Origin of the sequence: Caballeronia sordidicola (genome assembly GCF_000729995.1) — a bacterium.
Classification (GTDB): domain Bacteria; phylum Pseudomonadota; class Gammaproteobacteria; order Burkholderiales; family Burkholderiaceae; genus Caballeronia; species Caballeronia sordidicola_A.
This window is the reverse complement of the sequence record NZ_JNFG01000200.1, coordinates 17,161-38,044: the sequence shown is the minus strand read 5'-3', so window position 1 is coordinate 38,044 and position 20,884 is coordinate 17,161. Positions and strand designations below refer to the sequence as shown.

The 20,884-nt window shown below is 59.3% G+C and carries 17 protein-coding genes; 16 read left to right on the top strand and 1 reads right to left on the bottom strand.

Annotated features, from left to right (window positions below):
• Nucleotides 1–11 precede the first annotated feature (11 nt).
• The 5 genes from FH08_RS0138240 (at nucleotide 12) to FH08_RS0138220 (ending at nucleotide 7,222) form a co-directional block, all read left to right on the top strand.
• On the top strand, nucleotides 12–1,247 hold the full coding sequence (locus FH08_RS0138240; RefSeq protein ID WP_031363400.1) for an MFS transporter: 1,236 nt from the start codon (nucleotides 12–14) through the stop codon (nucleotides 1,245–1,247).
• A gap of 361 nt (nucleotides 1,248–1,608) precedes the next feature.
• The gene (carA, locus tag FH08_RS0138235; RefSeq protein WP_031363399.1) at nucleotides 1,609–2,748 is read left to right on the top strand and encodes a glutamine-hydrolyzing carbamoyl-phosphate synthase small subunit; all 1,140 of its coding nucleotides are present in this window, start codon (nucleotides 1,609–1,611) and stop codon (nucleotides 2,746–2,748) included.
• Nucleotides 2,749–2,816: 68 nt separating this feature from the next.
• Complete coding sequence (gene carB, locus FH08_RS0138230; RefSeq protein ID WP_031363398.1) at nucleotides 2,817–6,071, top strand: carbamoyl-phosphate synthase large subunit; 3,255 nt, start codon at nucleotides 2,817–2,819, stop codon at nucleotides 6,069–6,071.
• A 153-nt stretch (nucleotides 6,072–6,224) separates the two neighbouring features.
• Nucleotides 6,225–6,701 carry a transcription elongation factor GreA gene (gene greA, locus FH08_RS0138225; protein WP_031363397.1) on the top strand — a complete coding sequence of 159 codons (477 nt, stop codon included), beginning with the start codon at nucleotides 6,225–6,227 and terminating at the stop codon, nucleotides 6,699–6,701.
• Complete coding sequence (locus tag FH08_RS0138220; RefSeq protein WP_031363396.1) at nucleotides 6,701–7,222, top strand: DUF4149 domain-containing protein; 522 nt, start codon at nucleotides 6,701–6,703, stop codon at nucleotides 7,220–7,222. The genes greA and FH08_RS0138220 overlap by 1 nt, the downstream gene beginning before the upstream one ends.
• 69 nt (nucleotides 7,223–7,291) lie before the next feature.
• Here FH08_RS0138220 and FH08_RS0138215 read toward each other — a convergent pair whose 3' ends face one another.
• The gene (locus FH08_RS0138215) at nucleotides 7,292–7,849 is read right to left on the bottom strand and encodes a YhbY family RNA-binding protein (RefSeq protein ID WP_031363395.1); all 558 of its coding nucleotides are present in this window, start codon (nucleotides 7,847–7,849) and stop codon (nucleotides 7,292–7,294) included.
• A gap of 420 nt (nucleotides 7,850–8,269) precedes the next feature.
• Here FH08_RS0138215 and FH08_RS0138210 point away from each other — a divergent pair, with 420 nt between their 5' ends.
• The 11 genes from FH08_RS0138210 to phoR all read left to right on the top strand — a co-directional run bounded on the left by FH08_RS0138210 (nucleotide 8,270) and on the right by phoR (nucleotide 20,860).
• Nucleotides 8,270–8,932 (top strand): RlmE family RNA methyltransferase, encoded by a 663-nt coding sequence (locus FH08_RS0138210; RefSeq protein WP_031363394.1) that lies wholly within the window; start codon nucleotides 8,270–8,272, stop codon nucleotides 8,930–8,932.
• A 197-nt stretch (nucleotides 8,933–9,129) separates the two neighbouring features.
• A complete protein-coding gene (gene ftsH, locus FH08_RS0138205) occupies nucleotides 9,130–11,025 on the top strand; it encodes an ATP-dependent zinc metalloprotease FtsH (protein ID WP_031363393.1) in 1,896 nt (631 codons plus the stop codon).
• 338 nt (nucleotides 11,026–11,363) lie between these two features.
• The gene (gene folP / locus FH08_RS0138200; protein ID WP_031363392.1) at nucleotides 11,364–12,179 is read left to right on the top strand and encodes a dihydropteroate synthase; all 816 of its coding nucleotides are present in this window, start codon (nucleotides 11,364–11,366) and stop codon (nucleotides 12,177–12,179) included.
• A gap of 102 nt (nucleotides 12,180–12,281) precedes the next feature.
• Nucleotides 12,282–13,640: a phosphoglucosamine mutase gene (glmM, locus tag FH08_RS0138195; protein WP_031363391.1), complete on the top strand. Its 1,359-nt coding sequence runs from the start codon at nucleotides 12,282–12,284 to the stop codon at nucleotides 13,638–13,640.
• A gap of 364 nt (nucleotides 13,641–14,004) precedes the next feature.
• Complete coding sequence (gene pstS / locus FH08_RS0138190) at nucleotides 14,005–15,036, top strand: phosphate ABC transporter substrate-binding protein PstS (protein WP_031363390.1); 1,032 nt, start codon at nucleotides 14,005–14,007, stop codon at nucleotides 15,034–15,036.
• Between the two features lie 92 nt (nucleotides 15,037–15,128).
• Nucleotides 15,129–16,112 (top strand): phosphate ABC transporter permease PstC, encoded by a 984-nt coding sequence (pstC, locus tag FH08_RS0138185; protein WP_031363389.1) that lies wholly within the window; start codon nucleotides 15,129–15,131, stop codon nucleotides 16,110–16,112.
• Complete coding sequence (gene pstA / locus FH08_RS0138180) at nucleotides 16,109–17,005, top strand: phosphate ABC transporter permease PstA (RefSeq protein ID WP_031363388.1); 897 nt, start codon at nucleotides 16,109–16,111, stop codon at nucleotides 17,003–17,005. The genes pstC and pstA overlap by 4 nt, the downstream gene beginning before the upstream one ends.
• A gap of 156 nt (nucleotides 17,006–17,161) precedes the next feature.
• Nucleotides 17,162–17,917 carry a phosphate ABC transporter ATP-binding protein PstB gene (pstB, locus tag FH08_RS0138175; RefSeq protein ID WP_031363387.1) on the top strand — a complete coding sequence of 252 codons (756 nt, stop codon included), beginning with the start codon at nucleotides 17,162–17,164 and terminating at the stop codon, nucleotides 17,915–17,917.
• Nucleotides 17,918–17,995: 78 nt separating this feature from the next.
• The gene (phoU, locus tag FH08_RS0138170) at nucleotides 17,996–18,700 is read left to right on the top strand and encodes a phosphate signaling complex protein PhoU (RefSeq protein WP_031363386.1); all 705 of its coding nucleotides are present in this window, start codon (nucleotides 17,996–17,998) and stop codon (nucleotides 18,698–18,700) included.
• A gap of 60 nt (nucleotides 18,701–18,760) precedes the next feature.
• The gene (phoB, locus tag FH08_RS0138165; protein ID WP_031363385.1) at nucleotides 18,761–19,471 is read left to right on the top strand and encodes a phosphate regulon transcriptional regulator PhoB; all 711 of its coding nucleotides are present in this window, start codon (nucleotides 18,761–18,763) and stop codon (nucleotides 19,469–19,471) included.
• A gap of 75 nt (nucleotides 19,472–19,546) precedes the next feature.
• Complete coding sequence (phoR, locus tag FH08_RS0138160; RefSeq protein ID WP_031363384.1) at nucleotides 19,547–20,860, top strand: phosphate regulon sensor histidine kinase PhoR; 1,314 nt, start codon at nucleotides 19,547–19,549, stop codon at nucleotides 20,858–20,860.
• The last annotated feature ends 24 nt before the right edge of the window (nucleotides 20,861–20,884 follow it).

The window sequence follows — 20,884 nt, the reverse complement described above, 5'->3', positions numbered from 1 at the left end:
CTGCGCTGCACATGACGTCTTCCGTTCGGCTTCGCGTCTTTTTTCTGTTTTCCGCCGGATATTTCGTCTCGTACGTATTCCGCGGGGTGAATCTCGGCTTCGCGCCCTATATCACGCACGACCTGGGTTTATCGGGGGCGGATCTCGGTCTGCTCACGTCGCTGTATTTCCTTGGTTTTGCGGCAGCACAAATTCCCGTGGGCATGTTGCTCGATCGCTTTGGTCCGCGCCGGGTCACCGCGGGCATGCTGTTGTTCGCGGCGCTCGGGATCGGCGTGTTCGGTGAGGCGCACGGCATTGGCGCCATGATGCTGGGGCGGCTGCTGATTGGCGTGGGCGTGTCCGTCTGCATGAGCGCGGCTTTCAAGGCGCTCGCGCAGATCCTGCCCGTGGCACAGCTTCCGATGGTCAACGGCCTCGTGATGGCGGTGGGCGGCCTCGGCGGCGTGGTGGTCGGTTCGCCGCTCGCTATCCTGCTCGGCGTGACCGACTGGCGCAACGTCTGTTTCGGTCTCATGGCAATGACCCTTGCGGTCGCGGCAGCTATCTTTCTGTTTGCGCCGGAACATCGCGATGGCGTGCATCGAAAAGCCGACATGCTCACTCAGTTCAAGGGCACGTGGCACATCCTGGGTAGTGGCGTGTTCTGGAAGATCGCGTCGTTTTCCGTCGTCACGCAAGGCGTTTTCTACGCAATGCAGTCACTATGGATCAGGCCCTATCTCCTCGATGTCATGGGCCTGAGCGCTCAATATGCCGCGGTGCTGGTATCGGTGCTCGGCATCGCGATGATGATTGGCTGCGTTGGTTTCGGCGTGGCGGCGCGGGGCCTGCAAAAACGCGGCGTCACCGTGTATGCGTTCTGCGGCTTTGGCATGGGGCTGTTCGTGCTTGTGCAGGTGGCAATGCTTGTGCGTGCGCCCATAGCGCCGGCGCTGCTGATTGCGTGTTATGGCGTGTTCGGTGGAACCGGCATCCTGAGCTATGCGGTCATGGCCGAGTATTTCCCGACCCACATGATTGGCCGCGCGCATAGCACACTGACGCTTGTCCTGTTCATCCTGATCTTCGCTTTGCAGGTGGGCATAGGCGCAATGCTGTCCCGCTGGCCGGCTCAAAGCGGCCACTATCCCGTGGCGGCGCATCTGAGTGTTTGGGGCGTGCTAATCGCACTGCAAATTGCCAGCGCAATCTGGTATGTCCTGCCGAGCAGTGTTCTCGAAAAGCGCCGCGGCGTCGCGTCATGATCGCCGCACGCCCGCTGGATAAGGCCCGCAGCGACTAACCTGGAACGCGTCTTGCGTGTGATACGTCTCAATTTGGAGAGAAGGGCGTTTTCGGGCTATAATTCGAAGGTTTGAGCAAATCAACCTACACCCTAGCGCCTACCTCCCACTCACCGTTCATCCGCCGCGCCTTGCAACACGCGCGCATTCCGCCAAACGCCTGATACGCGCGTCCAGTCATTGGAGCCCAATCGGCAAAAACCGGCGAGTTTTGCGCCCGACGCAATCGAACGCGATGCGGTCTGCGCGCGCCACTTTGGCCGCGCGCGACCCCACGGTCGGATGACAGGTCGGCAAACAGGGTGTTCCAAAGGAGCCTCCCGTGTTGCCGTCATTCTCTCCCGCAATCCTCGCACTCGCCGACGGCACGGTCTTTCGTGGTCACTCGATCGGCGCGTCCGGTCACACGATCGGCGAAGTGGTGTTCAACACCGCTATCACCGGTTATCAGGAAATCCTGACGGACCCAAGCTACGCCCAGCAAATTGTCACCCTGACGTATCCGCACATCGGCAATGTCGGTGTGAACGCTGAAGACGTCGAATCCACCAAAGTCCATGCCGCCGGCCTGATCATTCGAGATCTGCCGGTACTCGCCTCGAATTTTCGCTCCGAACAATCCCTTGCCGACTATCTGAAAGCGGAAAACGTCGTCGCTATTTCGAACATCGATACACGCAAACTCACGCGAATCCTGCGCGACAAGGGTGCGCAAAACGGCTGCATTCTCGCTGGCGACGATGAAGCCAAAGCTCTGGAACTCGCGCGCTCATTTCCGGGTTTGTCGGGGATGGATCTCGCCAAGGTCGTATCGACCAAAGAAAAGTACGAATGGACGCAATCCGAATGGCGTCTGGAAAGCGGCTACGGCGAGCAGAAGGCGCCGCAGTATCGCGTGGTCGCGTTCGACTATGGCGTGAAGTACAACATCCTGCGAATGCTGGCCGAGCGCGGTTGCCACGTCACGGTGTTGCCGGCTGAGTCCACCGCCGCCGACGCCCTCGCGCTGAACCCCGACGGCATCTTCCTCTCGAACGGCCCCGGCGATCCGGAGCCGTGCGACTACGCGATCCGTGCGACGCGTGAGTTCATCGAACGCGGCATTCCGACGTTCGGGATTTGCCTCGGTCACCAGATCATGGGTCTGGCCGTAGGAGCCAAGACCATGAAGATGAAAACGGGCCATCACGGCGCGAATCATCCGGTGAAGGATCTCGAGAATGGCCGCGTGGTGATCACGTCGCAGAACCACGGTTTCGCCGTCGATGCCGCCACGCTGCCCGCCAACGCAAAGATCACGCATACGTCGCTGTTCGACGGCACGCTGCAAGGCTTTGCGCTCACCGACAAACCCGCGTTCTGCTTCCAGGGACACCCTGAAGCGTCACCGGGACCGAACGATATTGCGTACTTGTTCGATCGATTTGTCGGGCTGATGGAAGCGCAAAGGGTCGCAGCTTAGTCGCAGCTTAAATAGACACGCCAGACACGCAAAGACCGAACACAGCAACACAATCATTGAGAGCAGTTATGCCGAAGCGGACAGACATCAAGAGCATCCTCATCATCGGCGCGGGACCGATCATCATCGGTCAGGCGTGCGAGTTCGATTATTCGGGCGCGCAGGCGTGCAAGGCGCTGCGCGAGGAAGGCTACAAGGTCATTCTCGTCAACAGCAATCCGGCGACGATCATGACCGACCCGAACACGGCCGACGTCACGTACATCGAGCCGATCACGTGGGAAGTCGTCGAGCGGATCATCGATAAAGAACGCCCCGACGCCATCCTGCCGACCATGGGCGGACAGACCGCGCTGAACTGCGCGCTGGATTTGTTCCATCACGGCGTGCTGGAAAAGTACAAGGTCGAGTTGATCGGCGCGTCGCCGGAAGCCATCGATAAAGCCGAAGACCGCCAGAAGTTCAAGGAAGCGATGACGAAGATAGGCCTCGGTTCGGCCAAGTCGGGCATCGCGCATTCCATGGAAGAAGCGCTGCAGGTGCAGGCGGAGATCGCCGCGCTGACGGGCAGCGGCGGGTATCCGACCGTCATTCGTCCTTCGTTCACGCTGGGCGGATCGGGCGGCGGGATTGCGTACAACAAGGAAGAATTCGAAGAGATTTGCAAGCGCGGACTGGATTTGTCGCCAACGCGCGAATTGCTGATCGAAGAGTCGTTGCTTGGCTGGAAAGAGTTCGAGATGGAAGTGGTCCGCGATACCAAGGACAACTGCATCATCGTCTGCTCGATCGAGAACCTGGACCCGATGGGCGTGCATACCGGCGACTCCATCACGGTCGCGCCGGCTCAAACGCTCACTGACAAGGAATACCAGATCCTGCGTAACGCGTCGCTCGCGGTGCTGCGCGAGATTGGCGTGGATACGGGCGGCTCGAACGTTCAGTTCGCGATCAACCCGAAGGACGGCCGCATGGTCGTCATCGAGATGAATCCGCGTGTGTCGCGTTCGTCGGCGCTGGCGTCGAAGGCGACGGGTTTCCCGATCGCCAAGGTCGCTGCAAAACTGGCCGTCGGCTACACGCTCGATGAGTTGAAGAACGAGATCACCGGTGGTCAGACGCCGGCTTCGTTCGAACCGACCATCGACTATGTGGTCACGAAGATTCCGCGCTTTGCGTTCGAAAAATTCCGCGAAGCCGATGCACGCCTGACGACGCAAATGAAGTCGGTCGGCGAAGTGATGGCCATTGGCCGGACGTTCCAGGAATCATTCCAGAAGGCGTTGCGCGGACTGGAAGTCGGTGTCGATGGTCTCGATGAAAAGACCACCAGCCGCGACGAAGTGATTCGCGAAATCGGCGAGCCGGGCCCGGACCGTATCTGGTTCCTCGGCGACGCGTTCCGCCTCGGCCTGACCGCGGAAGAAATCTTCGAAGAAACGGCGATTGACCCGTGGTTCCTCGCGCAGATCGAACAGATCATCCAGAAGGAAAAGGCGCTCAGCGGCCGTACGATCGAGAGCCTGACCAAAGAGGAAATGCTGTATCTGAAGCAGAGCGGTTTCTCGGATCGACGCCTCGCGAAGTTGCTCGGCTCGGATCAAACGGCTGTGCGCAAGCATCGTCACGCATTGAAGGTTCGTCCGGTTTATAAGCGCGTGGACACGTGCGCGGCTGAATTCGCAACGAAGACTGCGTACATGTACTCGACCTACGAGGAAGAGTGCGAAGCAAATCCGACCGATAAAAAGAAGATCATGGTGCTGGGCGGCGGCCCGAACCGGATCGGGCAAGGCATCGAGTTCGACTATTGCTGCGTGCACGCAGCGCTCGCGATGCGCGAAGACGGCTATGAAACCATCATGGTCAACTGCAACCCCGAGACCGTTTCCACCGACTACGACACGTCTGACCGTCTGTACTTCGAATCGGTGACTTTGGAGGACGTGCTCGAGATCGTCGATCTGGAAAAGCCGGTTGGCGTGATCGTGCAGTATGGTGGTCAGACACCGTTGAAGCTTGCGCTGGACCTGGAGGCGAACGGCGTGCCGATCGTCGGAACGTCACCGGACATGATCGATGCCGCAGAAGACCGCGAGCGTTTCCAGAAGCTGTTGCAGGACCTGGACCTGCGTCAACCGCCGAACCGCACGGCGCGCGCCGAAGACGAAGCGCTGCGTTTAGCCGAAGAGATCGGTTATCCGCTGGTTGTGCGTCCGTCGTACGTGCTGGGTGGCCGCGCGATGGAAATCGTCCACGAACCGCGCGATCTCGAACGCTACATGCGCGAAGCGGTGAAGGTGTCGCACGATTCGCCGGTCCTGCTCGACCGCTTCCTGAACGACGCAATCGAATGCGATGTGGATTGTATTTCGGATGGCGAGGCGGTGTTTATCGGCGGCGTGATGGAGCACATCGAACAAGCGGGCGTGCATTCCGGCGACTCCGCCTGTTCGTTGCCGCCGTATTCGCTGTCGCAGGAAACCATCGACGAACTCAAGCGCCAGACCGGCGCCATGGCGCGCGCGCTGAACGTGATCGGCTTGATGAACGTGCAGTTCGCGATCCAGCAAGCGGTCCAGGAAGACGGGTCGAGGAAGGATGTGATCTACGTTCTCGAAGTCAATCCGCGTGCTTCGCGGACGGTGCCGTATGTATCGAAGGCGACGAGTTTGCCTTTGGCCAAGATCGCCGCCCGCGCAATGGTCGGCCAGAAGTTGGCCGATCAAGGCATCACGGAGGAAGTGATCCCGCCGTATTTCAGCGTCAAGGAAGCGGTGTTCCCGTTCGTGAAATTCCCGGCTGTCGATCCGGTGCTCGGACCTGAAATGCGCTCGACCGGCGAAGTGATGGGCGTGGGCCGCACGTTCGGCGAAGCGCTGTTCAAATCGCAACTCGCGGCCGGTTCGCGCTTGCCGGAAAGCGGTACGGTTCTCCTCACCGTGATGGACGCGGACAAGCCGAAGGCCGTGGAAGTCGCGACCATGCTGCACGAGCTTGGCTACCCGATCGTGGCGACCAAAGGCACGGCGTCGGCCATCCAGGCCGCAGGCGTGCCGGTGAAGGTTGTCAACAAGGTGAAGGACGGCCGGCCGCATATTGTGGACATGATCAAGAACGGCGAAATCGCGCTGGTTTTCACCACTGTCGACGAAACCCGCGCCGCGATTGCCGATTCCCGCTCGATCCGCATGAGCGCGCAAGCCAACAAGGTCACGTATTACACGACCATGTCGGGTGCCCGCGCAGCGGTCGAAGGGCTGCGATATCTGAAGGACCTGGAAGTCTATGATTTACAAGGACTCCATGCTCGCCTAAACTAAGGCTTCTGATTCGAGTCTCAGCAGTATCAGCAGTCTCCTAACGAAGTCTAAGTTTCAAGGGCCGCGGTTAAGCGGCGTCTCCCATTTTTACCGGGAGATGCACTTAACCGCGGTAATTTTTTTACGTCTGCATTTTTGCGTAATGAGTTGTTTATGAGCACAGTTCCTTTGACTAAACGCGGCGCAGCGTTGCTGCGCGACGAATTGCAACGCCTCAAATCCGTGGAGCGTCCGGCGGTCGTGAATTCGATCTCGGAGGCCCGCGCGCAGGGCGACCTCTCGGAAAACTCCGAATACGACGCGGCCAAGGAGAAGCAGGGCTTTATCGAAGGCCGGATTGCCGAGATCGAGTCGAAGCTGGCCGGCGCGCAAGTGATTGATCCGACTACCGTGGAGGCCGACGGCCGCGTGATCTTCGGTGCAACGGTCGAGCTGGAAGAGACGGCCACGGGCCACACGGTGACTTACCAGATCGTCGGCGACGACGAAGCGGATATCGACCATGGACTCGTGTCCATCAGCTCGCCCATCGCCCGTGCGCTGATCGGCAAGAGCGAGGGTGACGTGGCGTCGGTGCAGGCTCCGAGCGGCGCGCGCGAGTACGAAGTCATCGCGGTCAAGTACGTCTGATGGCCCATCGATTCTTTCGAATCATCGCCATGATCTGGGTCGGCAGCGTGCTGACGCTCGGATACGTGGCGGCGCCGGTGCTGTTCAATATGCTTGACCGGACATCGGCGGGATCGGTGGCGGCGCAACTGTTTCGCATCGAGGGATTCCTCGGCGTGGTCTGCGCGCTGCTGCTGCTGGTATTGGCTAACCGGCTCGTGCGAACGGGTTTCGCCGAATACAAGCGGACCCGCTGGGTCATCGTGGGCATGCTGCTGTGTGTGCTGATCGGCTATTTCGCGCTGCAGCCGTTCATGAGCGCGCTGCGGGTCGCAGCCCAGGAAGGCGGAATGGAACTCGCGCAGTCGCCCTATGCAAGCCGATTCGGCATGCTGCACGGGGTGTCGAGCGCGTTTTACCTAGTGGAGAGCGTGCTGGGACTGGTGTTGTTCTGGCGCCTGCCGCCTGGACGGTTTCCGACGCAATCGGTCATTCCGAAGGGAAAGACGGCCAGCGTCGCGGCACGTCGCGCGCGCGGTTAAAAAAGCCGGCCATGCCCGAGCGTATCGGGCGTGGCCGGCTTTCTGCTTTCCGGATGAGCCCGGAAAAGCTTATTTCGACGATTGATGGTGACGCTTGGCGCTGGGCAGACGTTTCTTTGCGCGCTTGACGTTGCCGCCAGCGGTCACCCGTTCGTTGCCGCGAACCAACAGCTTTTGCTTCTTCGGCTTGCGGACCACTGGCGCGTCACGCGTAATCTTGACGACCTTGACCACGCGCGGCGCACGTCCCTTCGACGAAGTTTCGGCAGCGGCTTCGCCGGCGCTCGGCGGTGCTATGCGGTTCGCGCCGCGGACACCGGCAGCACGCGAAGGCCTGGCAGCTGCTTCGTCGCTTTCCGGCCGCCACACCACCAGCAACTTGCCGATTTGCTGGATGGGAGCCGCGTCCAGCCGGTCGCAGATGTCGGCGTAGGCTGCTACGCGGGCTTCGCGGTCGTCACCGAACACGCGGATCTTGATGAGCTGGTGTGCAGCAAGGTGCACCTCGATCTCGGCCAGCACGGCCTCGGTCAGCCCTTCGCCGCCAACGAGTACGACGGGCTTGAGCGCGTGAGCCTGGGAGCGCAGGTCGGCGCGTTGGGCGGGAGAAAGTTTGAGAGCTGGCATGAGAAGTAACGGACTCGACTAAAATGAGAGGCGCCGTAGCGTAAAAGCGGCTAAACGGTCGCAATTTGCAAAACAAAGACGGGCAGGGCGGAACGCCTTGCTCAAGAAAACGACGGACGGCGCGAGGCGGTGCGGCGAGCAACGGGCTTGATTTTAACGAATCTTTAATCGCCGTAGCTCGGACGCCGCCCCTTGCCAGATAAACCCGAAGCACAGTACCAGCCTCGGGCCTCCGGCAAACGTCGCTGGCAAGCAACGCTGGCAAGCACAGGGCGCAACGGCACCGGAATTGGCTGTCCACATCGACGAAGGCTGCTTCGTAAGCAGGCAAGCAAGTTGCCCAGCAAATGAGCAGCAGCCCGAATTTGACGCGTATTATCCGCTAAAAGCACAGCTTCACGCAGCAAGAGTTCATTCTTAATGGCAAAAAACCGCTTCAATTACTCGTGGCTGCACGACCACATCAACGACCCATACGTGAAACTCGCGCAGCGCGAGGGTTATCGGGCGCGCGCGGCATACAAGCTGAAGGAGATCGACGAGCAGGACAAGTTGATCAAACCGGGCCAGATCATTGTCGACCTGGGCTCGACTCCAGGGAGCTGGAGCCAGTACGCGCGTAACCAGTTGGCTAAAGGGTCCAAGCGCGGTGAAACGCGCGAAGGCGGCATTGATGGCAAGATCATCGCGCTCGACCTGCTCCCCATGGAGCCGATTGCCGACGTGATCTTCATTCAGGGCGACTTCCGAGAAGACTCGGTACTGGACCAACTGAAGGAAATCGTCGGGGATCATCAAGTTGATCTTGTAATTTCCGACATGGCCCCCAACCTCTCAGGAGTTGCCAGCGCTGATGCAGCGCGAATGGAACATCTGTGCGATCTGGCGCTCGACTTCTCGCAGAACCATCTGAAGCCGGAAGGCGCCTTATTGGTCAAATGTTTTCATGGCAGCGGCTATAGTCAAATAGTGGAGAAGTTCAAGCAGCAATTTAAAATCGTCGCGCCGCGCAAGCCGAAGGCGTCGCGCGATAAATCGTCCGAAACGTTTATTTTGGGCAGGCAACTCAAGCGTCGGGATTGAGAGTTGCGGGTGGAAACGGCGCCGGGGACCGGGTGTCTCGGCAGGCGTTCTACCGGATATGTCCAAACAATCGGGTCCTGACCGCTATCTTCGCGCTAGTTAATGGCTATAGCAGGGGTTTGCGGTCTGGATTAGAATGCTTTGGTGGTGCCGCAAGGCGAATGTAGGCGCCCGTCTATGAGTGAAGGAGTGGTGCTTTGAACAACAATATGTTCTCTAAGGCAGCGGTGTGGCTGGTTATCGCACTGGTGCTGTTCACGGTGTTCAAGCAGTTCGACAAGCCCCGCGTCCAGGAAGGTGTTTCGTATTCGCAATTCATGGACGACGCGAAGACCGGTAAGGTCAAGACAGTTACCGTTCAGGGTCGTAATCTCACCGTTACTCCCGCAGACGGTCAGAAATATCAAATCGTGTCGCCTGGCGATATCTGGATGGTCGGCGACTTGATGAAGTACGGCGTGCAGGTCAGCGGCAAGGCCGACGACGAACCGAACGCGCTTGTTTCCGCGCTGTATTACCTCGGACCGACGATCCTGATCATCGGTTTCTGGTTCTTCATGATGCGGCAAATGCAGGGCGGCGGGAAAGGCGGAGCATTTTCGTTCGGCAAGTCGCGAGCGCGGCTGATCGACGAGAACAACAACGCGATCAATTTTACCGATGTGGCTGGTTGTGACGAAGCGAAGGAGGAGGTTTCCGAGCTAGTCGACTTCCTGCGTGATCCGCAGAAATTCCAGAAGCTGGGCGGACGCATTCCCCGCGGCGTGCTGTTGGTAGGCCCTCCGGGTACGGGTAAGACGTTGCTGGCGCGGGCCATTGCCGGCGAAGCGAAAGTACCGTTCTTCAGCATCTCGGGTTCGGACTTCGTTGAAATGTTCGTAGGTGTGGGCGCGGCTCGGGTGCGCGACATGTTCGAGCAGGCCAAGAAGCACGCGCCGTGTATCGTGTTTATCGATGAAATCGATGCTGTGGGCCGTCATCGCGGCGCCGGCATGGGCGGCGGTAACGACGAACGCGAACAGACGTTGAATCAGATGCTCGTGGAAATGGACGGCTTCGAGGCGAACTCCGGCGTGATCGTGATCGCCGCGACCAACCGCTCCGACGTGCTGGACAAAGCGTTGCTGCGTCCGGGCCGTTTCGACCGCCAGGTGTACGTGGGCTTGCCGGATATCCGCGGTCGCGAACACATCATGAAGGTCCACCTGCGAAAGGTGCCTATTTCGAACGACGTCGACGCTTCGGTGATCGCACGCGGTACGCCGGGCTTTTCCGGTGCTGACCTCGCGAACCTTGTGAACGAAGCTGCGCTGTTCGCAGCCCGTCGCGGCAAGCGGATCGTCGAGATGGCGGACTTCGAAGACGCGAAAGACAAGATCTTCATGGGTCCGGAACGCAAGTCAGCCGTGATGCGGGAAGAAGAACGTCGGAACACGGCTTATCATGAGTCGGGTCATGCGGTAGTGGCCAAGTTGCTGCCTCACGCAGATCCGGTTCACAAAGTCTCCATCATGCCGCGTGGCTGGGCGCTGGGCATCACGTGGCAGTTGCCGGAGCATGATCGCGTGAATCTGTATCGCGACAAGATGCTTGAGGAAATAGCCATCCTGTTCGGCGGCCGCGCAGCGGAGGAAGTGTTCCTGAACTCCATGTCAACGGGTGCTTCGAACGACTTCGAGCGTGCGACAAAGATGGCACGTGACATGGTGACGCGTTACGGTATGTCGGATGTGCTCGGCACGATGGTGTATGTCGATACCGAGCAGGACGGCATGTTTGGCAAGATGGCGTCGAAAACGGTATCCGAAGCCACGCAGCAAAAGGTTGATGCTGAAATTCGCCGGATTCTCGACGATCAATATGGCCTCGCCCGCAAGTTGCTGGAAGACAACCGCGACAAGGTCGAAGCCATGACGAAGGCGCTGCTGGAGTGGGAAACCATCGACGCAGAGCAGATCAGCGACATCATGGGCGGTCGCCCGCCGCGTCCGCCGAAGAATCTGCCGCCGCCGTCAAGTGATCCGTCGTCGGGTGGTGGAAACGCCGGCGCGGAAGTCAAACCGGGTAACGCCACGGCTCCTGCTTCAGCCTGACGCGATCCTGAGGCAAATCAGAAGGGGCTGGTGTGACTCACACCAGCCCCTTTTCCGTTGGAGCCCACTTTTTTGAGATCGCTCTAAGCAGGGTGATTGGTTCGGGGTGATGGGTTACCCGCTGTGACGGCTGCCCAATACCAAGCCGAGTTACCCGCCCCACCGCATGCGCTTCGAATGGCGGACCGATCAGCGTCTACAAATCGTCAAACGTTGCTAACCCATCATCGCCTGGCTGGACCACTATCTTGTCTTCACCTCTTCCGAACAGGCCTCAGGTTGTTGCTCAACCGCTTCAATGCGGCCGGTTCACGCTGACCTTTGAGCGCCCGTTGATCATGGGCATTCTCAATGTCACGCCGGATTCGTTTTCAGATGGCGGCCGTTTCGTCGCGCGCGACGCGGCGCTCGTACAGGCCGCCGACATGATTCGCGACGGTGCCGACATGATCGATATTGGCGGTGAGTCGACCCGCCCGGGCGCGCCGCCCGTCCCCCTCGACGAAGAGCTCGAGCGCGTGATCCCGGTCATCGAAGCGTTGCGGTCGGTGGGTGTGCCGCTTTCCATCGACACCTACAAACCTGCGGTCATGCGCGCTGCGCTGAACGCTGGCGCGGATATGGTCAACGACATCTGGGGCTTGCGTCGCGAAGGCGCGCTCGATGCGGTCAGGGGCAGCACGTGCGGACTCTGCGTCATGCACATGCTTGGCGAGCCGCAAACCATGCAGATGCATGAGCCTGTGTACCGCGATGTCGTGGCGGAGGTGCGGCAGTTTTTCGAGGAACGGCTCCGTACGCTGACGGCGGAGGGAATTAGCGCGGAGCGGATTTGCCTCGATCCCGGGTTTGGGTTCGGCAAGTCCGTGATCGATCATAATTACGCTTTGCTGGCGCATTTCGCCGCGACACGGCCCGCGAATTCGCGAGTCCCGTTACTGGCTGGAATGTCGCGCAAGTCGATGCTTGGCGCGGTGACCGGGCGAACGCAACCGGTCGAGCGCGTGGCGGCGAGCGTCGCGGCCGCGGTGTGCGCGGCCGAGCGGGGCGCGGCCATTGTGCGCGTGCACGATGTCGCGGCGACTGCCGATGCATTGAAGGTATGGCAGGCGGTGCGTGCTGCCGGTAACACGACTCAACGCACGACTCAATGAGCGAATGAGCGACGTTTTGACGGCATAGGCATTGCGGGTGTGTCGAGAGTATTGGAATTCACGGTTCGCGCTTAATTTTTGCGCAAGGATAGAAACGAAACAATGGCACGTCGATATTTTGGAACAGATGGTATTCGCGGCAAGGTCGGCGAGGCTCCGATCACGCCTGATTTCGTGCTGCGGCTGGGCTATGCAGCCGGGAAAGTGCTGGCCGGAGCGGATCGATGGGCGCAGCGCGGTAACCGCCCAACCGTACTGATCGGCAAGGACACACGGGTCTCCGGGTACATGCTGGAAGCGGCGCTGGAGTCGGGTTTTTCGGCGGCGGGCGTCGATGTCATGCTGGCCGGCCCGATACCGACCCCAGGCGTCGCCTACCTGACGCGGGCCCTGCGCCTGGCGGCGGGCGTGGTGATCAGCGCATCGCATAACCCGTATTACGACAACGGCATCAAGTTTTTCTCCGCCGATGGCAACAAGCTCCCGGACGAAGTCGAGTTGCAGATCGAGGCGCAACTTGAACAACCCATGTCCTGTGCGCCGTCCGAACTGCTGGGCAAGGCTCGCCGGCTGGACGACGCTCGCGGCCGCTACATCGAATTCTGCAAGAGTACGTTCCCGGCCAGCTTCGACCTGCATGGTTTCAAACTGGTGGTCGACTGCGCCCATGGCGCGGCATACGACGTCGCGCCGCAGGTATTCCACGAGCTTGGCGCGGAAGTGGTGACGATCGGCGTGTCGCCGAACGGCTTCAATATCAACGACGGCGTTGGCGCCACTGCTCCCGACGCGTTGGTGCGCGCGGTGAAAGAGCATCGTGCGGATATCGGCATTGCGCTGGATGGTGATGCGGATCGCCTGCAGGTTGTCGACGCTGCAGGCCGGCTCTACAACGGCGACGAATTGCTGTACGTGCTGGTGAAGGATCGCATTACGACGGATGGGCATGTGGATGGCGCTGTCGGCACGTTGATGACGAACATGGCCGTAGAAGTTGCGCTGAAGCAGGCGGGCGTGCAGTTCGTGCGCGCGGCTGTGGGCGACCGCTACGTGCTCGAGAAGCTGCGTGAGAACAACTGGATGCTGGGCGCGGAAGGGTCGGGGCATATCCTGTCGCTTGACCGGCATTCCACGGGCGACGGCATTGTCTCGGCGCTGCTCGTGCTGGCGGCAATAAAACGTGGCGACAAACCCTTGGCCGACCTGCTCGATGGCATCACGCTGTTCCCACAGAAGCTGATCAACGTGCGCATGAGTCCGGACGCCGACTGGAAGAGCAGCGACGCCATCAAGCAGGCGATCGCAGGCGCCGAGCGCGCGCTGGAATCACATGGCCGGGTGCTGATTCGCGCGTCGGGAACGGAGCCTGTGCTGCGCGTGATGGTGGAAGCCGCGTCGGAAGCGGATGCGATCGGGCATGCCGAGCGTATTGCGAAAGTCGTGAAGGACGCGACGACTTGAACGTAGCGAAAGCTTCGGGACTAAAAACGCCACGGTATGCGCCGTGGCGTTTTCACATGAGCGCCACAGCAGCCGTCAATTAAAAGTATTGAAGTATTTAAAACGAGTGGTTATTCCAAAAAATCGATTCATCTGGATCGTGACATTAGATGGCATTACCCAGCCACGGAAATGATTGAAAGGAACATCGCCGGATCGCCTCAATCGCTGTGCCATCAAGCATCAGACCGCAAACCCCTGCATCATAAACTTTCGTAATCGTAAGCCCGCTGTCACGCTGTCTTCATCATTCGTCATCGGACTGTCACATTGAGCCCCTATCCTTCGCGGTGTCGAGCCACTTGCTCACAACCCTGGAGATCACATGAAATTGATGCACACCGCGCTCGCAGGCATCGTCGGCGCAATGTTTGCGATGTCGGCTCAAGCTGCGGACATCACCGGCGCGGGCAGTACCTTTGCTGCACCGATTTACACGAAATGGGCCGATACGTACCAGAAGTCGGGCGGCGGCAAGGTTAACTACCAAGGTATCGGCTCCTCGGGCGGCATCAAGCAAATCATCGCGAAGACGGTGGATTTCGCTGGCTCGGACGCACCCCTGAAAGACGACGAACTGGCCAAGCAGGGGCTTTTCCAGTTTCCGACAGTGGTTGGCGGCGTGGTTCCGGCGATCAACGTGCCGGGCGTCAAGGCGGGCGAGATGACGCTGTCGGGTGAAGTTCTCGGCGACATCTACCTCGGCAAGATCAAGAAGTGGAATGACCCGGCTATCGTCGCGCTGAATCCGAAGCTGAAGCTGCCGGATGACGACATTGCTGTCGTGCGCCGCGCAGACGGATCGGGCACGAGCTTCATCTGGACGAACTACCTGTCCAAGGTGAACGCCGAGTGGAAAGCCAAGGTGGGTGAAGGTTCGACGGTCAATTGGCCGACGGGCACAGGCGGCAAGGGCAACGACGGCGTCGCCGCGTTCGTTCAGCGTCTGCCGGGTGCTATCGGTTACGTGGAATGGGCGTACGCTAAACAAAACAAGATGACCTACGTCGACCTGAAAAATTCGTCGGGCAACGTGGTCGAGCCGAAGACGGAAACGTTCAAGGCAGCGGCAGCGGGCGCAGACTGGTCGAAGTCGTTCTACCAGATCCTGACGAACGAGCCTGGCAAGGACGCATGGCCGATCGTGGGCGCCACCTTCGTGCTGTTGCACACGACGCAGGACAAGGAAGCGCAAGGAGCGGAAACGCTGAAGTTCTTCGGCTGGGCGTTCAAGAACGGTACGCAAGCAGCAAACGACCTTGACTACATTGCGTTGCCTGATTCGGTAGTCGCCGAAATCGAAACGCAATGGAAAGCGAAGGTGAAGGACGCGGCGGGCAAGGCAGTCGCGCAATAAGCCGCATTTTTTAAGCGGTAAGCAACAAGCTTCTGGCTTTTTTGTCCGTATTACCGCGCGGCATCCGCCGCGCGGCCCTTCCGAAGGTTCCCATGTCGGACATCAACCTCTCATCGGCTCCACCCGCCAGCCGCGCTCAACGCGCTCCGGGCCGGCTCGGTGATATCGTTTTCGGTGGGCTGACGCGGCTTTCCGCCGTCATCACGCTGCTGCTGCTGGGCGGCATTATTGTGTCGCTGGTGGTGGCCTCGCTGCCTACGCTTCAAAAATTTGGTCTCAGTTTTCTCTGGCGCTCCGATTGGGATCCACAGACCGATAGTTTCGGCGCGCTCGTGCCTATCTACGGCACGATTGCCACGTCCATCATTGCGCTCATCATCGCCGTTCCGGTGAGCTTCGGCATTGCGCTGTTCCTGACTGAGCTTGCGCCCGCGTGGCTGCGCCGGCCGCTTGGTGTGGCCATCGAACTGCTCGCGGCAATCCCGTCGATCGTGTACGGCATGTGGGGCCTGCTGGTGTTCTCACCCATTTTCGCGACGTACTTCGAAAAACCGCTGGGCCACTTGCTCGGCAATGTCTGGTTTATCGGCCGCTTTTTCCAGGGGCCGCCTATCGGCATCGGCATTCTGTGCGCCGGCGTGATCCTGGCGATCATGATTATTCCGTACATCGCGGCCGTGATGCGCGACGTGTTCGAAGTCACCCCGGTACTGTTGAAGGAATCGGCGTACGGCATTGGCTGCACCACGTGGGAAGTGATGTGGAAAATCGTGCTGCCTTTTACGCGAACCGGTGTCATTGGCGGCGTGATGCTCGGCCTCGGCCGCGCGCTCGGTGAAACGATGGCGGTGACGTTCGTGATCGGCAATACGAATCTGCTCGACAACGTCTCGCTGTTTTCTCCAGGCAACAGCATTACCTCGGCGCTCGCCAACGAATTCGCTGAAGCGAGTCCTGGCCTGCACACGTCGGCGCTGATGGAGCTTGGTTTGATCCTGTTCCTGATTACATTCATCGTGCTTTCGCTGTCCAAATTGATGCTGCTTCGCCTCGAAAAAGGGGAGGGTGGCAAGTGAACCGGACCACTACTCAATTCCCCGGCTCCGGCAATCCGGAGCGGGAAGAAGCCACGCGCATCAAGTTGCAGCGGCGTCGCCGCGGCAAGAATGTGGTCGCGCTGGTGTTGTCGCTGGCTGCCATGGGCTTCGGCTTGTTGTGGCTCGTGTGGATTTTGTTCACGACGGTCAAGCTGGGCATTGGCGGTTTGTCGATCGAGCTGTTCACGCAGAACACGCCCCCGCCTAATACCGATGGCGGTGGCTTGCTGAACGCGATTGTCGGAAGCTTGATGCTCGTGATCCTCGCCACGTTCGTCGGCACGCCGCTCGGGATTCTCGCGGGCGTGTATCTCGCCGAATATGGCGACAAGCGCTGGCTCGCCAGCGTGACGCGTTTTATCAACGACATCCTGTTGTCGGCGCCGTCGATTGTGATCGGCTTGTTCGTGTATGCGCTGGTGGTCGCGCAAATGGGTCGCTTCAGCGGCTGGGCCGGCGTGATCGCGCTCGCTTTGCTGCAGATCCCCATCGTGATCCGCACGACCGAGAACATGCTGCGACTGGTGCCGAACGCGCTGCGTGAAGCGGCCTTCGCACTCGGCACGCCGAAGTGGAAGATGATTTGCTCGATCACGCTGAAGGCGTCGGTCAGCGGCATCGTGACGGGCGTCCTGCTTGCTGTTGCACGCATCACCGGCGAAACCGCGCCGCTGCTCTTCACGGCGCTGTCCAACCAGTTCTTCTCGTGGGACATGAATCAACCGGTGGCGAACCTGCCCGTCACGATCTACAAGTTCGCGATGAGCCCGTTCCCCCAATGGCAAGCGCTCGCGTGGGCCGGCGTGTTCCTGATCACGCTCGGCGTGCTCGGTCTGAACATCCTGGCACGCACGATCTTCTCGAAAAAATAAGGCGGAAATCATTCCATGAACACAGTCGCAAGCGATGTGAGCGCCCGGAACGCAAATCCGGCCGCCGGCGGTGACAATTCCAGCACGGCCCCGGTTGAGCGCGGTGCAGCGCCCGGCAGCTTCAAGCCGGCCCATCACGCACCGCCGGTCGGATCGATGAAACCGAAGATCGAGGTGAACAACCTCAACTTCTTCTACAACAAGTTTCATGCGTTGAAGAACATTAACCTGCGGATTCCTGAACATAAGGTGACGGCGTTCATCGGTCCGTCGGGATGCGGCAAGTCCACGCTGCTGCGCACGTTCAACAAGATGTACGCGCTTTATCCGGAGCAGCGCGCGGAAGGCGAGATCCTGATGGACGGCAACAACCTGCTCGACACCAGTCGCGATATCTCGCTGCTGCGTGCACGGGTCGGCATGGTGTTCCAGAAGCCGACGCCGTTTCCCATGTCGATCTACGACAACATCGCGTTCGGCGTAAAGATGTTCGAGCAACTGTCGCGCTCGGAGATGGACGACCGCGTTGAATGGGCGCTGACGAAAGCGGCGCTCTGGAACGAAGTGAAGGACAAGCTGCAGCAAAGCGGTTATGGCCTGTCGGGCGGACAACAGCAGCGCCTGTGTATTGCACGCGGCATTGCGATTCGCCCGGAAGTGCTGTTGCTCGACGAACCGTGTTCCGCGCTCGACCCTATTTCCACGGGCCGCATTGAAGAATTGATCGCCGAACTCAAGGATGATTACACGGTGGTGATCGTCACGCACAACATGCAGCAGGCGGCGCGTTGTTCGGACTACACTGCTTATATGTATCTGGGCGAATTGATTGAATTCGGCGATACGGAAAAGATCTTCATCAAGCCGTCCCGTAAGGAAACGGAAGACTACATCACTGGCCGGTTTGGTTGAGTGGCGCGGCTGAAGTTGTGGCTAACTCGTCGCCAAGTCAAAGTCATAACGGGCTAAAAAAGGACTTCAGGAGCACATATGTCCGATAAACATTTGTCGAGCCAGTTCGACGCCGATCTGAATGCGGTGTCATCGAAGGTGCTGGAAATGGGTGGTCTGGTCGAGTCCCAGATCATCAACGCCATGCAGGCGCTCAATACGTTCGACATGGAAATTGTCGAAGCGGTAGTGCTCGCCGAACAGCGCCTGAACACCATGGAAGTCGAGATCGACGAGGAGTGCAGCAACATCATCGCGCGTCGTCAGCCGGCTGCGCGTGATCTGCGTCTGTTGATGGCAATTTCGAAAACGATTACGAATCTCGAGCGCGCCGGCGACGAAGCCGAAAAGATCGCCAAGCGCGTGAGGCGCATTAACGAAGACGGCATGGGGCGTAACGTCAATATCGCGGAGATCAAGTTGTCCGGCGAAATGGCGGTCTCCATCCTGCGCCGTGCGCTAGATGCATTCGCGCGCCTGGATACGGTCGCAGCCGCTCAAATTGTTCGCGACGACAAAGCCATTGACGAAGAATTCCGCGCGTTCGTGCGCAAGCTGGTGACGTACATGATGGAAGACCCGCGCATGATTTCCGCGGGTCTCGATTATCTGTTCATCGCGAAAGCGGTCGAACGGATTGGCGATCATGCAAAGAACATTGCGGAGTTCATTATTTACATTGTGAAGGGAACGGATGTCCGCCATGTGTCGCGCGATCAACTCGAACGCGAAGCACTGAGCTGATTCTTTTCTGATCCGCATGTTTGTTGTTTAACTTACGCGAAGAAGGTTACAGAGGTGCCGATGCCCAGCAGCATTCTCGTTATAGAAGACGAACCCGCGATTTCCGAATTGATTTCGGTCAATCTGCAACACGCGGGCCATTGCCCCATTCGTGCTTACAACGCGGAACAGGCGCAAAACCTGATCAGCGACGTCTTGCCCGACCTGGTACTTCTCGACTGGATGCTGCCGGGTAAATCCGGCATCGCCTTTGCGCGGGAATTGCGGGGCAACGAACGCACGAAGCATATTCCGATCATCATGCTCACCGCCCGCGGCGATGAGCAGGACAAGGTGCTCGGACTTGAAATCGGGGCGGACGATTATGTGACCAAGCCGTTCTCGCCGAAAGAATTGATGGCGCGGATCAAGGCGGTATTGCGCCGGCGCGCGCCGCAATTGACGGAGGACATGGTCGCAATCAACGGCTTGCGTCTCGATCCAGCGACGCATCGCGTGGCAGCGCATTCGAACGGTCAGGGCAGCGACGATATCAAGCTCGATCTCGGACCGACCGAGTTCCGCTTGCTGCATTTCTTCATGACGCATCCTGAGCGCGTGCATAGCCGCACGCAATTGCTGGATCAGGTGTGGGGCGATCACGTATTCGTGGAAGAGCGGACGGTGGACGTGCATATCAAGCGTCTGCGCGCAGCCTTAAAGCCCGCTGGTTGCGATGCTATGATTGAAACGGTTCGTGGCAGTGGTTACAGACTGGCCAAGAGTGCTTGATAGGGTAAATGAGAAGAGTGAATGAAGCCCGCGACCAATTGTGGTCGCGTGGCAATAATCTCGATCCGCTAATTCATGAATATCATCTGGACACGTTCCCTCGTGTCCCTCGCGTTGCTCGCGGTATTGAGCGGGATCGTTGGCGTGCTGTTCGGAGTGCGCGCCGCGCTCTGTTTCGCGCTCGTCATGCTGGTTCTGCAAACCCTCTTCACCACCTTTCATACTCAGCGCTTGTGGCGTTTGCTCGATGCGCCCGTGTACGGCGAAGTGCCGAGCGCGCCGGGCGTGTGGGGCGAAATTTATTATCGATTGCATAAGCTTGCGAAGCGCTGGCACGCGCAAGTGCGCCAGGTCGAGCAGCAGCATTCACGGTTTATCCAGGGTATCCAGGCATCGCCCAATGGCGTGGCCATGCTCGACGACAGCGACCAGATAGAGTGGTGCAACGCGATTGCTGAAACCCATTTCGGGCTCGACGCTAAACGCGATCTGCGCCAGCACATCACGCATCTCGTGCGTCAACCGGACTTCGTTCGTTATCTCGCTTCGCAGCATTATGAGTCGGTGCTGGTGATGCGCGGGATGGGGCTGAACCGGCAGCATGTGTTGTCGGTGCAAATCTTTCCCTACGGGGAAAACCGCAAACTGATTCTGACCCAGGACATTACGGAACTGGAAAGAACCGATTCCATGCGGCGCGATTTTGTCGCGAACGTTTCCCATGAGTTGAAGACGCCGTTGACGGTATTGTCCGGCTTCCTCGAAACCATGCGCGAGTTGCCGCTGGATGAATCCGATCGGGCACGTTATCTGGAGATGATGGAGCAGCAGTCGTCGCGGATGCAGAACATTGTGCGCGATCTGCTCGTGCTCGCGAATCTGGAAGGCGATGTCAAACCGCCAGGCGACCATGTTCTCGATATGCGCGCAGTGCTGCGCCACCTTGAAGAGGACGCCGATAATCTTTCGAATGGCCGGCATCGCATTACCTTCGATGCTGATGAAGCGTTGACGGTGTCTGGTTCCGAAACGGAGATTGTCAGTGCGCTCGCGAATCTGGTCACGAATGCGATTCGCTATACGCCGGATGGTGGAACCATCGATGTATCGTGGCAGCGCATTCGCGACCGCGCGGTGTTTTCAGTGCGCGATAGCGGGCTCGGTATTCCGGCCGAACATATTCCGCGTCTGACCGAGCGGTTCTATCGTGTGGATAGAAGCCGCTCGCGCGATACCGGCGGTACGGGCCTGGGACTCGCCATCGTGAAGCATGTATTGCAACGCCATCTGGCCGACCTCGAAGTGAAGAGCGAAGAAGGGCGGGGAAGCACCTTTTCGGTCAAGTTTTCGGCCGCGCGCACGTCGATGAGAAAATCGATCGCGGCTTGAAGTGCTTGGCAGCAGCGCACGGCA

Coding starts and splice junctions, on each gene's coding strand:
- phoU (WP_031363386.1), top strand. CDS start 17,996: ATGTCCGATAAACATTTGTCGAGCCAGTTCGACGCCGATCTGAATGCG.
- pstS (WP_031363390.1), top strand. CDS start 14,005: ATGAAATTGATGCACACCGCGCTCGCAGGCATCGTCGGCGCAATGTTT.
- glmM (WP_031363391.1), top strand. CDS start 12,282: ATGGCACGTCGATATTTTGGAACAGATGGTATTCGCGGCAAGGTCGGC.
- FH08_RS0138215 (WP_031363395.1), bottom strand. CDS start 7,849: ATGCCAGCTCTCAAACTTTCTCCCGCCCAACGCGCCGACCTGCGCTCC.
- FH08_RS0138220 (WP_031363396.1), top strand. CDS start 6,701: ATGGCCCATCGATTCTTTCGAATCATCGCCATGATCTGGGTCGGCAGC.
- FH08_RS0138210 (WP_031363394.1), top strand. CDS start 8,270: ATGGCAAAAAACCGCTTCAATTACTCGTGGCTGCACGACCACATCAAC.
- phoB (WP_031363385.1), top strand. CDS start 18,761: ATGCCCAGCAGCATTCTCGTTATAGAAGACGAACCCGCGATTTCCGAA.
- pstC (WP_031363389.1), top strand. CDS start 15,129: ATGTCGGACATCAACCTCTCATCGGCTCCACCCGCCAGCCGCGCTCAA.
- pstB (WP_031363387.1), top strand. CDS start 17,162: ATGAAACCGAAGATCGAGGTGAACAACCTCAACTTCTTCTACAACAAG.
- FH08_RS0138240 (WP_031363400.1), top strand. CDS start 12: ATGACGTCTTCCGTTCGGCTTCGCGTCTTTTTTCTGTTTTCCGCCGGA.
- phoR (WP_031363384.1), top strand. CDS start 19,547: ATGAATATCATCTGGACACGTTCCCTCGTGTCCCTCGCGTTGCTCGCG.
- carB (WP_031363398.1), top strand. CDS start 2,817: ATGCCGAAGCGGACAGACATCAAGAGCATCCTCATCATCGGCGCGGGA.
- greA (WP_031363397.1), top strand. CDS start 6,225: ATGAGCACAGTTCCTTTGACTAAACGCGGCGCAGCGTTGCTGCGCGAC.
- folP (WP_031363392.1), top strand. CDS start 11,364: ATGGGCATTCTCAATGTCACGCCGGATTCGTTTTCAGATGGCGGCCGT.